The following is a 12,297-nucleotide window of genomic DNA, read 5'->3' on the forward strand; positions in this document are numbered from 1 at the left end:
GCTTCGTCAGACACCCAACGCGCGTTGCTAGTCGCCGTCTGGTTAGACTCCTTTTTTTGATCCGAACCTATGCGCCAAATCTTCCTTGACACCGAAACCACTGGCCTGTCTGCCGACAACGGCGACCGCATCATCGAAATCGGCTGTGTGGAGATGGTCAACCGCAAACTCACCGGCAACAACCGCCACATCTATGTGAACCCGGGGCGTGACAGCCACGAAGAAGCGCTCAAGGTGCACGGCATCACCACCGAGTTCCTCAAAGACAAACCCAAGTTCGAGCAGATTGCCGACGACCTGCTGGCTTACCTAACTGGTGCCGAGGTGATCATCCACAACGCGCCGTTTGACCTGGGTTTTCTGGACATGGAGTTTGGCAAGCTCGGCCACCCCAAGGTGCGCGAGATTGTCGCCAGCGTGACCGACACCCTGGTCATGGCCAAGGAGCTGTACCCGGGCAAACGCAACTCACTCGACGCCCTGTGTGACCGGTTGGAGGTCGACAACTCGGGCCGCACCTTGCACGGCGCGCTGCTGGACGCTGAACTGCTGGCCGACGTGTTCATCAACCTGACCCGCGGTCAGGACGTGCTGCTGATGGACGACAGCTCGGCCAACGAGGCGTCCGGCAACGGCGCGCCTCTGATGGACCTGCGGGTGTTTAACCTGCCGGTGCTGAGCGCCAACGAACAGGAACTGGCCGCCCACGAAACCGTGCTGAAACAGATCGACAAGGACAGCAAGGGGAAAACGGTTTGGCGGGTGTTGGAGCCGGTGGCAGCAGAGTGATGCAGCGGCCCGTGGCTGCGTGTTTGTGCCGAGTAAGCGCTTAGCCAGCCACACCCGAGACCAGCGGAAACGCAGCCGGATTCCGTATCGACTGCACCGACAAATCAATGTCTAAACCTGGCCAATAAAGATGATCTGGACTCGGCCACTGAACGTTTGATATTTGCGCAACCGTGCCTTGTCGAAACCAGGGAAACTGGTCAAACGGCACAAGCAACTCTTCGTCCGCCAGCAGCAGCCAAAACCCATGTTTCGAGATGTGGGTGACTTCAGCCGCCAAAGTGGTGGTTCCAGGCATCTTGAATCTCCTTGAAGTGCGCCGTCACAACGGCTTGCGCTTGGCGAATTTGCATAGCGGAAAGGCCCGTATGGTTGGCCAAAACCACCTCCGGTGTCAGCCAGAACTTGGCCTCACCGTCAGCGTGTGCAACATGGACATGGATACGCGTCTCCTCACGAGAAAAGAAGAAGAGGCGAAACTGACCGTCGCGAACAATGGTGGGTGCCATGCAGGTACTTTAACCAACTTTCACGCCAGCAAGCCCATGACCAACACTCTGGTCATGGTCACGGCACTGGACCCCGGCAGGCGCCACTCACTCGCAGCCCTGTGCGCCAGATGCCATTTTGATTGTCAAATTTTGTGCGTAAACACAAAAAACAGCTGCAGCTAAGCCATCAGTTACTCCGCCTTGCTAGCAGCAGGTAATCGCACATTTACGACTTTGATGAGTAACCCTTTTTTACGTCGGGATGAGTGTTAATGTAGGCATTGAGGCCATCACCCGAGTCAGCCAAACGTTTCATCGTGGACAGATGGGCTGAACCAATAGTCGCAGATCGATACTCGTAGGTGCCTCCATACTTGAACTGAACACGAATCCAGTCGTCACCGTATTCGTAAGCAGAAACTCCTGAGTCACCGTTGATGTCTTTGTAAGCCTTCATGATTCCCTTCCTCTAGGTTAAGTAGTGATGCGGTTGAGACCCTTGCGCTCGTTGTAAACAACGCTAAATTACGAAGCACGGTGGACACTAACTTCCAGAACTTACTGATGTCTGCTTGACTAGGCGCTATTGCGTGAAATCGAAAACCACGCATCCACCTCCAGATGCCGCAATGCTTTTCAGATCTAACGCAGATTTTCCTTGCAAATTTTTTAAAAATATTTGTGCTTTTTGACCAGATGCGGAGGCGGCGATGCTCTTTAGGTCCAATGTCGAGAATGACCTAGCGTCCAAGATCATTCCACCGCCGGAAGTGGCGATGCTCTTGAGATCCAAAACAGAAAATTGCATTTATATTCCTTCAATGATTGCGACGATTGATAATTCGTTCCCAATTGAGATCAAGAGCTCAATTTAAGTTTTTCTTGCTATTTATTTCACGGGAAATTTGTGTATGGTTTCTTGATTTCATTTGAAAAATTTTCTGTGTTAAAAAAAGAAAATATTCAGAATATTGAGGATTGGTTGGAATAACCATATCGCGTATTTTCAGTTGCTTCACTCCGTTTGGCTATCCCCCAAATGGGGGATCTCGCTTAATGGTTGCAACTGTGCCAATGAAGCCGGTCATCTGTCGAATGGTTCCACGCATCCGTCATAATCTCCCCCGCTAGAGGTGCCGCCCGGTTGGGGTGGCTGAGAAATACTCTTAGAACCTGATCTGGGTCGTGCCAGCGTAGGAAAGCGTCAAAAACTTGCTTAGCGTCGTGCGACTTCGGGTCTTTAACCTGTAACGGCCATGACGACTTCTTCCAACGCTTTAACACCTTCTGACATCTGGGCTGACGTGCTCGCGGTGCGCACACAGCGCCCGCTGGTGCACGCCATCACCAACTTGGTGGTGATGAACTACAACGCCAACTTCCTTCTGGCCATGGGCGCCTCACCGGTGATGGCGCACGCGCACGAAGAAGTGCGTGACATGGCGGCCATCGCGCAGGCGCTGGTGCTCAACATCGGCACCTTGGAGCCCTATTGGATCGAGAGCATGCGCCAGGCGCTGGCCATTGCCGCCCAACGTGGCATCAAAACTGTGCTGGACCCAGTGGGTGCGGGGGCTACCAGCTATCGTAACCAGAGCATTGCAGCCCTGCTGGCCCAGGCCAGCCCGTCGGTGATTCGTGGCAATGCGTCCGAGATCATGAGTGTGGCGGGTGTGGCGGTGCAGACGCGTGGGGTGGACAGCGGCGCTGCCGTCAGCGACGCGCTGCAAGCCGCACGTGACTTGGCTGCTAGCACCGGCGGTGTGGTGTGTGTCAGTGGTGAGGTGGATTATGTGCTGGACGCCAGCGGCCGCCACATCAGCCTGTCCAACGGCCATGAGTGGATGACGCGTATCACTGGCGTGGGTTGTTCGGCCACCGCTTTGGTGGGGGCGTTTTGTGCGGTGCAGCCCGATGCCTGGCGCGCCACGGTCTCGGCCATGGCGTATCTGGGTGTGGTGGGGCAGGTGGCTACACAGCAAGTGCAGGCCCAAGGTTTGGGTGTGGGCAGCTTGCAAATTGCTTTGCTGGACCAGTTGCAGCTGCTGGACCGGGTGACCTTTGAGTCTGTGCTCAAAATGGCCTCTGGCCCAATCACTGCCTGAGCCATGCACTCCGATTTTGTGAGTGATATGGCGCGCCCAAACCGGGCAGCGGTGGCCGATCTGGTGCGGTTGTATCTGGTGACCGACCAGCAGGCGCTGCGGGGTCGAAGCCTGACGGACGTGGTGATGGCGGCGGTGCAGGGCGGTGCCACTTGTGTGCAGCTGCGTGAAAAAACCAGCAACACGCGCGACTTTGTGGCGCTGGCCTGTGCGCTCAACGATTTGTTGACGCCGCTGGGTGTACCGCTGGTGATCAATGACCGCATCGACGTGGCGCTGGCCTGTGGTGCGCAGGGTGTGCACCTGGGCCAGTCGGACATGCCGGTGGGGTTGGCGCGCCAGCTGCTGCCAACGCAGGTGTTCATTGGCCTGTCGGTCGAAACGCTGGACGATGTGCATCGCGCGGCCAGTTGGCCGGTGGACTATTTGGGTGTCAGCCCGGTGTTCCCCACCCCCACCAAAACAGACACCGCGTCGCCTTGGGGGCTGGCTGGTTTGTCTGCCGTGCGGGCTGTGACCGATCTGCCGCTGGTGGCCATTGGTGGCATCCATCTGAGCAATGCGGCTGAGGTGCTGGAAGCTGGGGCAAACGGTCTGGCGGTGGTCAGTGCCTTGTGTTCGGCGGACGACCCGGCAGCGGCGGCGCGGGCTTTTCGGGCGCTGTTTTGAAGGCATTTGTCAGCGCCCGGTTTTCCCAACTTTTTTCAAGCCTTTTTGGCCTCTAGCCCTGATGGCATAAGGACAGTTTGTTATGACTTTTGAACTCAATCAGCGTTACCCCCATGTCTTGTCGATTGCCGGATCGGACAGCGGCGGCGGCGCGGGCATCCAGGCGGATTTGAAGACCTTTGCCGCCTTGGGTTGTTTTGGCATGACGGCGATCACTGCACTCACCGCACAAAACACCTGTGGGGTGCGCAGCATCCACGGTGTGCCGCCCGAGATACTGCGCGACCAGATCGACGCGGTGATCGAAGACATTGGCGTGGACGCGGTCAAGATCGGCATGTTGCACGCGCCCGACATTGTGCGCACCGTGGCCCAGGCGTTGGACAAGCACCAACCGCCGCATGTGGTGTTTGACCCGGTGATGGTGGCCACCAGTGGCGCGGTGCTGATCGACGCGGAGGCCATCCATGTGCTGGTGGCCGAGCTGTTTGCCCGGGTGGCGCTGATCACTCCCAACCTGGACGAGGCCGGTTTGCTGGTGGGCAAACCGCTCAGCAGCGTGCAAGACATGTTGCCCGCTGCCCAGCTGCTGCTGGGCCAGGGCGCGCGGGCGGTGTTGCTCAAGGGCGGGCATTTGCCCGGGGAAGAGGTGGTGGACCTGCTGCTGGTATCCGGTACCGAGCCGATTTGGATGCACGGCCCACGCATCCACAGCCCCAACACCCACGGCACCGGCTGCACCTTGTCGAGCGCCGTGGCCGCCCATCTGGCCCTGGGCCACACCCTGCCAGACGCGGTGCAACAGGCCAGAGAATTTGTGCGCCAAGCCATGGCAGCCGGGGCCACCGTCAAAACCGGCCAGGGCAGCGGCCCGCTGAACCACGGCTTTGCGCCGGTGGTGATGCGGGTCAATCCGTGCTCAGAGAGTTCGCCTGCACCACACGCAAAGATTGCCGATTTGCTGGTGATGCCAGACACGGAAGGTCTTGCTTGTGAGACTCCGCGCTTACGCGACCTTGCGCGGCCCAACGAGCACTAACAAGGCGGCCATTGGCGATTGCGCCATCCTGCGGCTGTTGTCAGTGCCGTTCAGGCTCAGGGCGAATGGTTCTGACTTGATGAGGCCAGATCAATAGGCTGGCGGACCGACTTGTTCCATCCGCGCCAGCAATGCATTTGCCGCCGCCTCTGGCTGGTCTGCCGCCACCAACGCTCGCACCACGCCCACAGACCCGACCCCACACGCCAGCACGGAGCCCAGGCGCTCCAGGTCGATGCCGCCAATGGCCACGGTGGGGTAGTGGCGCAGCAGGCGGCTGTAGACCTGCAAACGCGCCAGACCTTGCGGTGGGGTGGCCATGCGTTTGAGGGTGGTGGCAAACACCGCGCCCATCGCGATGTAGCTGGGGCCACAGTGGGCAGCGCGCAGCATCTCGGCATAACCGTGGCTGCTGATGCCCAGGCGCAACCCGGCGCGGCGGATGGCGCCCAGGTCGGCCTCGCTCAGGCTGTCCAGGTCTTCCTGCCCCAGGTGAACGCCATACGCCCCGGCCTCGATGGCGGCTTGCCAATGGTCGTTGATGAACAGCAGCGCATTGGTGCCGCGCACCGCCTCAACCGCCGCTTGCACCTCCTGGCGGATGGCCTGCGCGTCGTCGGATTTAAAACGCAGCTGCACCGTGGGCACGCCGGCGCGTGCCAAACGCCCGACCCAGGCCGCATCAGGCAACACCGCGTACAGGCCCAGCTGCTGGGGGCAGGGGGCAAATGCCTCGGTGTCCGTCCGGTGGCGCAGGCCAAAGTCCTCGGGCTCGGTGGGCCACTGGGTGGCGTCAAACTGGCCGGTGCGTTGGGTTTGGGCTTGCCAGGCGCTGGCAATCACATCGGCGTCGGCCTCGTCAAAGTCCAGCGCTAGGCAGGCTTGGTGGGCGGCCTGATAGACCTCAGCATCTGCCTCATTTTTGATAGCTGTTGGCCCTTGATGAATAAGGGCTGGAGGCTCAAAAGACTTGGAAGTTTTGAGGGCGCCAAGTGCCAGCGCGGCATGGGCGCTGAGAATGGCTTGCGCCAGGTGGCTCGTGGTGGTGTTCATGGAGGGGATGGGTTGGGCGGTGTGTATTCCGTTTCCAAATCACTCGTGTCTAGGCGCGAAGCCGTAGGCAGTGCTGACGCACGACAAGGCGGAGCAACAACGACACGGGTGAGTTAGAAATGGCATCAGGCCTGGTGCCAGAACGGTATGCCTAGCACCGGTGTGCTGGGCTCGGCGGACGCTTTCTCGGCCATGGTGCCCGCCAGAAAAGCATCACGCCCGGCCTGGGTGGCGGCGGCAAAGGCCGCGGCCATACGCACCGGGTCGTTGGCCAGCGCCACGGCGGTGTTGAGCAAGACGCCGTCAAAGCCCCATTCCATCACCTGCGCCGCGTGGGATGGTCGACCCAGGCCCGCGTCCACAATCATTGGCACCTGCAGGCGTGCGCGCAGGGTCTGCAAGGCGTATGGGTTGATCGGGCCTTTGCCGGTGCCAATCGGCGCGGCCCAGGGCATCAGCGCCTGGCAACCCACGTCCACCAGCCGCTGGCACAACACCAGGTCGTCGGTGCAGTAGGGCAGCACCTTGAAGCCGTCGTTGATCAGCTGGCGGGCGGCGTCCACCATGTTCAGGGTGTCGGGCTGCAGCGTGTAGTCGTCACCAATGAGTTCAAGCTTGAGCCAGGGCGTGTTAAACACCTCACGCGCCATCTGCGCGGTGGTGATCAGCTCGGCCACCGTGTGGCAACCGGCGGTGTTGGGCAACACCGGCACACCGAGCTCGGCCAGCAGTTGCCAGAAGCGGTTGGGGCTTTGGCTGCTGTCCAGGTTTTGCCGACGCAGTGAGGCGGTCAACATCGCGGGTTGGGCGCGTTGCACCGCCGCCTGCAGGATGCCGGGAGAGGGGTAACGCGCGGTGCCCAGCATCAGGCGGCTGGTGAAGGACTCGCCGTACAAAACCAGCGGGTCGCTCGGTGGAGTGTCAGGGGAGATGTGATCTGTGTTCATGGGTTTAACTGTGTGGGTTTAGCCGCCCACCACCGGGGCGATCAATTCGATCTGGTCACCCTCTTGCAGCGGGGTCTGTGCATACTGGGTGTTGGGCACAAACTGCCGGTTCAGCGCGGCCGCAAAAGGCGGTGTCAGCTGGCTGTTTGCTACCGCCTGGGCCAGCGTGGCACCGGCGGGTAATTCACACGCTTGTTGGTTGAGGAACACCTTCATGGCGCGGCCTCCAGGCAGGCCGAGAGCATCGCGCCGCGACTGTTATCACCCTCTCCCGCCTCGGGAGAGGGCAGGGGTGAGGGTGTACTGGTTTGGATCAAACCGGTTAGACCCAGGCCTTGTGCCAAGGGCGAGCTGCCGCTGGCCATCAGCTCCAGCACCACGTCGTGCATTGCGGGTGCGATCAAATAACCGTGGCGGTACAAACCGTTGACCTGCAAACAACGTCCGCCAAGCCAGCGCACGGTGGGCAGGTTGTTCGGCAGGGCGGGGCGGCACTGCGCTACCAGCTCGATGATGCGGGCCTCGCCGAAACCGCTGTCCACGGTGTAGGCGGCGCTGAGCAGCTCGAGTGCTGATCGCAGACTCATCGGTGAGGTATCGTCCGACTCGATCTCGGTGGCGCCCACCAGAAAGTAGCCCTCTTGTTTAGGGGCGATGTAGATTGGGTAACGCGGGTGGATCAGCCGGGTCGGGCGCGACAGGCGTACCTGGGGCGCGTGCAAAGTGACGATTTCGCCACGCACACCGCGTAACTCAGGCCACTGCGGCTGCGCCCCCAGGCCACGGCAATCGAGCAACCAGTCGGGCTGATCAACCTGGCCTGGTTCAAAGTCCAGCGGGCTACGCGGGCTGGCCCAGTGCAAGTCCACCCCCAGGCGCAGCATCTGAAATAGCAGCGCGTCCATCAGCTGGTGGTTGTCGAGCTGGCCTTCACCGGGCAGGTACAGGCCGTGGGCAAAACGGGCGCCCATGCCGGGCTCCAGCGACTCTAGCGCAGCTGAGTCCAGCGTTTGTGGCTGCGGCAGCTCGGGCAGGCGTGCGCCGGTGGCGGCCAGCAGCCGGCCAAAACGTTGGGCATCGGGTGCGTCCTGCCGGTGCCAGACCACCAGTGTGCCTTCGCGTTGGAAAAACACCGGGGTGTCGAGGGCGGCGATCAGCTCGGGCCAGCGTCTCAAGCTGTGTTGGCCCAGGCGCACCACCTCGTCCTCGGCTACCGCCGACTCGGCCAGTGGCGCCAGCATGGCGGCAGCGGCAAAGGCTGCCGCACCGCGCGAATCGGCCGCCCGTTCTTCAAACACCGTCAGTGTGTGGCCTGCGCGTGCCAGGGAACACGCCAGCAGCCGACCCATCAGGCCGGCACCTAAAATCGTGATGTTCATGCGTGCACCTCACGCAAGGCAGCGGTCGTGGGGCGTGTCAGCCAGGCCAGTGTGAAGGTCAGGGCCAGCGTGGGCAGGGCAGAACCCCACTGCGGCGCGTAGTTGGCCAACAGGTGATAACAAGTGATGCCCAGCAGCCATAGGCCTGCGGCCATCCAGTCCACGGCTTTGTTGGAGACGGCCAGGCTGGGTGAACTCAGCGCTAGCCGCCCCAGAATCACCCCATACAGCGGCACAAACACCGAGCTGAGCAACAGCAAAAACGGCTCCAGACTGTGCATCGGCAACACCAGCGCCAGTGCGGTACACAGCACCGCCAGCACCAGGCCCCATTGGCGGATGCTCCAGCTGCCGCGCAGGCTCTGGCCCGATACCGAAGCGGAATACACGTCGCCATACGCGTTGTCGATTTCGTCCACCAGAATCAGGCTCAAGGCCAACAAACCACCTTGTGCCAGCAGCAGCGCGGTGACCAGGTCGGTGCCCGGCTGCGCCACACTCACCACCATCACCCCCAGGGCGTAACACCAGATATTGGCCAGCGCGTAACCGAGCCAGGTGCCACTCATCGCACTGCGGCCGTTTTTGCCGTGGCGCGCGTAGTCGGCCACCAGCGGCAACCAGGACACCGGCATCGCAATCACCAGGTCCATCGCGGAGAGCAGGCCCATGCTGCCATCCCCTTGGCGTGCCCAAAACGCTGCCAAGCCTTGTGCTTGTAATTGGCTGCCAAATTGCCAGGTCAGCCACAGCAGCGAGGCAATCACCAGCGGCAGGGCGATGCGGCTGATGAGTTGGCGCACCAGACGGGTCATGGAACCCGCCAGCAGCGCTACCAGCACGCCGCCCCAGAGCAGGGTGCTGACAAGCAGGCCTGAGGTGTCACCCAGGTCCAGCCCAAAAGACTGCAGGCTGATCGCGCGGGTACCGTCGCGCATGATCACCAGCTCAAACGTGGTCCAGCCGATCAGTTGCACCATGTTCAAGAGCACCGGCAGGCGTGCAAAGTGGCTGCCAAAGCTGGCGTGCATCAGGCCCGCACTCGACAGGCCGGTGGTGCAGCCCAGCCGTGCGGTCCAGGCCAGCAGGCCGGCACCGACCAGCGAGCCCAACACAATGGCCACCGCTGCGTCGCGGCTGCCCACGGCAGGCACCAGGTAGGCGCCGATCTGCATCACCAGCAGGCCCACACCCAGGCTGAACCACAGGGCGGTGTGGTCGCGCCAGCTGAAAACCCGCTCGCTGGCGGCGATGGGTGAGAGCGCCGAATTCGACGCCGGGTTGGGTGAAATAGGTTTGTTTGCCATCCGTTTGCTCCATGCAAAAAGTTGGCAGGTCAGCGTCGATCGTGACGGGTAGACGTTGTCTGAGAAGGCGGCAACCCCCGTGCTTGGACCAGCTTCCCTGCGCGAGGATTACCTCAATCAGGTTCAAAGGGACTCTCTCAGTCGGCCCACAGCGTGTACTGCGGGCCAACACCCCTAGCGTGTGCACCAGGTGACTGGCGCGTGGCGGATTCTAGCCTGCGTGACCCTGCACCAGGCTGACATCACATGTTGGATGCCAAATTGGCCTCTGGACCTTATGGTATGTGGGTAGATAGCTATCAAAAGTGATAAATCTGGCCAACCACCGCTGCGTTGGCTCCAGGGTGTTAGGCATCCAGCTGGGTGAGGCCCGAACCGTTTTCAGGGTCTTGGCAAAACCCCAAGCCGCTGCTGCAACAGCGCGCTGCTGGTGGTGTACTGCAGTACTGTCGAGGCCTCCGGGTGGACCAGCGCGGCCGCTCCAAACGCGGCCAAGGTGGCCTCATGGAAACCGCAGACGATCAGCTTCTTTTTGCCGGGGTAGGTGATCACATCTCCTACCGCAAAAATCCCCGGTGCGCTGGTGGCAAAGGTGGCGGTGTCCACTGTGAGCTGTTTGCGTTCCATGGCCAGACCCCACTGCGCCACCGGGCCCAGCTTGGGGCTGATGCCCTGGAACACCAGCAACAGGTCCAGCGGCAGGTTCAGGGTTTGGTCTTGTGGGGTGCTGACCGTCACACCGGTGAGTCGCTGGTCGTTCGTCTGGATACCGGTGATTTGCCCGGCTTGAAAGTGGATGCGACCGGCATCGCGTAATGCGGCAAATTCAGCCAGGGCGGCTTCGCTGGCCTGCAAGACCTCACGCCGGTAGACCAGGGTGATGCTGCGGACCTGGCCAGCTTGGGCCAGACGGACAGCCTGGGCCACGGCCTCGTCTTCACCACCCACTATCACGATGTCTTTGCCGCTGACCAGCTCGGGCGGCGGTGATTTGTAGAACAACTGCTGGCCCAGAAACGCGCCCAGGCCATCGAGCTTGAGTTCTTTGGGCACAAACGCACCCACACCGGCTGCCACCACCACGGTGCGCGCCAGGAACTGCTGGCAAGGTTGATGGTTGCGTTCGGTGCTCACCAGCCAGCGGCCATCGGCCTGTGGCGTCAGCGAGCTGACCAGCTGGTCCCAGTGATAACCGGGTGAAAAAGGTGCGATTTGCCGCAGCAGATTCTGCGTCAGCTCACGCCCGCTGCACACCGGCACGCCGGGGATGTCGTAAATGGGTTTGTCCGGGTACAGCGCGGCGCATTGGCCACCCGGCGCGTCGAGCACGTCCACCACCTGGGCCTGGATGCCTTGCAGCCCCAGTTGAAACACCGTGAACAAACCGACTGGCCCAGCCCCGATGACCAGTGCGTCGGTTTGGATCACGGTGTGGTGTCAGACGTGAAGAATCAGCGTTGCAGCTCGGAGAGCTTGCCGGTTTTGTTTTTCCAATCGTCAGCGTCAGGCAGCGGTGCCTTGCGCTTGGTGATGGTTTTCCAGCTGGGCAATTGCGCCAGCTCAGCGTTGAGCTGGGTCATGTGGCGCTGGTCTTTGGGCACATCTTCTTCGGCGTAGATGGCGTTGGCTGGGCATTCCGGGATACAGACAGCACAGTCGATGCACTCGTCCGGGTCGATCGTCAAAAAGTTCGGGCCTTCGCGGAAACAGTCCACGGGGCACACGTCGACGCAATCGGTGTATTTGCACTTGATACAGGCTTCGGTGACGACATGGGTCATGTTGAGTGGTCTACGGTTGTATTAAAAGGACGGGATTTTAAATGCTTGCGCAAGGCCTGCCGCAAGCATAGAAGTTATGCCGCCAAGACACATTGAGATGTATCAAGTCAACGTGCGGCCCCGTTGGTGTTGCTGGCGAACACCTGGCCCAGCGTGCGCATCTGCTGACCCATGTCCTTGCCCACCAGGTCCTGGATGCTTTGTTCGTCGCTCTGGCTGGCCACACCGGCGGCCGTCAGGCGGGCGCGCAGCTCGGTCACAGGGATGCCCGCCACGTCGGCCACGGTGCTCAAGGAGCTTCTGGCCAGGGCCTGCACCGGCGCCACAAAGGGCGGTTTGCCACCGGTTGCGCCACCTAGCGGCACAAAACTCAGGGCCAGTAGCAGGGCACTGGCGCCCAGCACCCAGCGGCCAGTGGTGTTGGCCAGGTGCCGCTTGAAGGCATTGATGTTCAGCGCCACGTGCAACAGCACACCCACCACCATGGCCCAACCCAGCCATTCGTGCGCGGTTTTGTTGAGGCCGCTGTCGGCGTGGAAAAACATCAGGCTGCCCGTGACAGCCATGAGCAGAAAAATGCCGGTCACCAGCGGGGTGATCCAGGGGCGTTGTGCGTTCAGAGTCATGATGTTTCCTTGTGTGTAGATGGGGTCAAGAGGGCTTGGGAAGGATTGTCCAAGCCGGGTTTGAAGTTGCATCAAGTGCGTGTGAACCTGCGGTAAAGCCGCTCAAAACAG

At 61.2% G+C, this 12,297-nt stretch carries 16 protein-coding genes and 2 riboswitches; of the genes, 4 read left to right on the forward strand and 12 right to left on the reverse strand.

Annotated elements, in window-relative coordinates:
• Positions 1-69 precede the first annotated feature (69 nt).
• A complete protein-coding gene (gene dnaQ, locus KKO72_RS15635) occupies positions 70-789 on the forward strand; it encodes a DNA polymerase III subunit epsilon (RefSeq protein ID WP_214940628.1) in 720 nt (239 codons plus the stop codon).
• Positions 790-829: 40 nt separating this feature from the next.
• Here the strand turns inward: dnaQ and KKO72_RS15640 are convergent, their stop codons facing one another.
• From KKO72_RS15640 to KKO72_RS15655, 4 genes are all read right to left on the reverse strand, one after another.
• A complete protein-coding gene (locus tag KKO72_RS15640; RefSeq protein ID WP_214940631.1) occupies positions 830-1,087 on the reverse strand; it encodes a DUF2442 domain-containing protein in 258 nt (85 codons plus the stop codon).
• Positions 1,059-1,298 carry a DUF4160 domain-containing protein gene (locus KKO72_RS15645; RefSeq protein ID WP_214940648.1) on the reverse strand — a complete coding sequence of 80 codons (240 nt, stop codon included), beginning with the start codon at positions 1,296-1,298 and terminating at the stop codon, positions 1,059-1,061. Before KKO72_RS15645 ends, KKO72_RS15640 begins: the two co-directional genes overlap by 29 nt.
• A 208-nt stretch (positions 1,299-1,506) precedes the next feature.
• Positions 1,507-1,737, reverse strand: coding sequence for a hypothetical protein (locus KKO72_RS15650; RefSeq protein WP_214940651.1), 231 nt, complete (start codon positions 1,735-1,737; stop codon positions 1,507-1,509).
• Between the two features lie 126 nt (positions 1,738-1,863).
• A complete protein-coding gene (locus tag KKO72_RS15655; protein WP_214940654.1) occupies positions 1,864-2,088 on the reverse strand; it encodes a hypothetical protein in 225 nt (74 codons plus the stop codon).
• Positions 2,089-2,399: 311 nt separating this feature from the next.
• A riboswitch (TPP riboswitch) is annotated at positions 2,400-2,497 on the forward strand.
• A 39-nt stretch (positions 2,498-2,536) separates the two neighbouring features.
• Here KKO72_RS15655 and thiM point away from each other — a divergent pair.
• From thiM to thiD, 3 genes are all read left to right on the forward strand, one after another.
• The gene (thiM, locus tag KKO72_RS15660; protein ID WP_214940657.1) at positions 2,537-3,385 is read left to right on the forward strand and encodes a hydroxyethylthiazole kinase; all 849 of its coding nucleotides are present in this window, start codon (positions 2,537-2,539) and stop codon (positions 3,383-3,385) included.
• Positions 3,386-3,388: 3 nt separating this feature from the next.
• Positions 3,389-4,054, forward strand: a complete 666-nt coding sequence (thiE, locus tag KKO72_RS15665) for a thiamine phosphate synthase (protein WP_251140704.1) — start codon at positions 3,389-3,391, stop codon at positions 4,052-4,054.
• An 82-nt stretch (positions 4,055-4,136) separates the two neighbouring features.
• The gene (gene thiD, locus KKO72_RS15670) at positions 4,137-5,093 is read left to right on the forward strand and encodes a bifunctional hydroxymethylpyrimidine kinase/phosphomethylpyrimidine kinase (protein WP_214940659.1); all 957 of its coding nucleotides are present in this window, start codon (positions 4,137-4,139) and stop codon (positions 5,091-5,093) included.
• Positions 5,094-5,183: 90 nt separating this feature from the next.
• Here thiD and KKO72_RS15675 read toward each other — a convergent pair whose 3' ends face one another.
• From KKO72_RS15675 to KKO72_RS15710, 8 genes are all read right to left on the reverse strand, one after another.
• Positions 5,184-6,146 carry a thiamine phosphate synthase gene (locus tag KKO72_RS15675; RefSeq protein ID WP_214940675.1) on the reverse strand — a complete coding sequence of 321 codons (963 nt, stop codon included), beginning with the start codon at positions 6,144-6,146 and terminating at the stop codon, positions 5,184-5,186.
• A gap of 125 nt (positions 6,147-6,271) precedes the next feature.
• Positions 6,272-7,093: a thiazole synthase gene (locus KKO72_RS15680; protein WP_214940677.1), complete on the reverse strand. Its 822-nt coding sequence runs from the start codon at positions 7,091-7,093 to the stop codon at positions 6,272-6,274.
• An 18-nt stretch (positions 7,094-7,111) separates the two neighbouring features.
• Positions 7,112-7,309, reverse strand: a complete 198-nt coding sequence (gene thiS, locus KKO72_RS15685) for a sulfur carrier protein ThiS (protein ID WP_214940680.1) — start codon at positions 7,307-7,309, stop codon at positions 7,112-7,114.
• Positions 7,306-8,472, reverse strand: a complete 1,167-nt coding sequence (locus KKO72_RS15690; protein WP_214940683.1) for an FAD-dependent oxidoreductase — start codon at positions 8,470-8,472, stop codon at positions 7,306-7,308. Before KKO72_RS15690 ends, thiS begins: the two co-directional genes overlap by 4 nt.
• Positions 8,469-9,779 (reverse strand): cytosine permease, encoded by a 1,311-nt coding sequence (locus KKO72_RS15695; RefSeq protein WP_214940703.1) that lies wholly within the window; start codon positions 9,777-9,779, stop codon positions 8,469-8,471. The genes KKO72_RS15690 and KKO72_RS15695 overlap by 4 nt, the downstream gene beginning before the upstream one ends.
• Positions 9,780-9,856: 77 nt before the next feature.
• Positions 9,857-9,965: riboswitch (TPP riboswitch) on the reverse strand.
• Positions 9,966-10,160: 195 nt separating this feature from the next.
• Positions 10,161-11,207, reverse strand: coding sequence for an NAD(P)/FAD-dependent oxidoreductase (locus KKO72_RS15700; protein ID WP_214940711.1), 1,047 nt, complete (start codon positions 11,205-11,207; stop codon positions 10,161-10,163).
• Positions 11,208-11,230: 23 nt separating this feature from the next.
• Positions 11,231-11,560 (reverse strand): ferredoxin FdxA, encoded by a 330-nt coding sequence (gene fdxA / locus KKO72_RS15705; protein WP_078365727.1) that lies wholly within the window; start codon positions 11,558-11,560, stop codon positions 11,231-11,233.
• Positions 11,561-11,667: 107 nt separating this feature from the next.
• Positions 11,668-12,186 carry a DUF4405 domain-containing protein gene (locus KKO72_RS15710; protein ID WP_214940713.1) on the reverse strand — a complete coding sequence of 173 codons (519 nt, stop codon included), beginning with the start codon at positions 12,184-12,186 and terminating at the stop codon, positions 11,668-11,670.
• Between the last annotated feature and the right edge of the window lie 111 nt (positions 12,187-12,297).

The sequence above is a fragment of the Rhodoferax sp. U11-2br genome (assembly GCF_018619435.1).
GTDB lineage: Bacteria > Pseudomonadota > Gammaproteobacteria > Burkholderiales > Burkholderiaceae_C > Rhodoferax.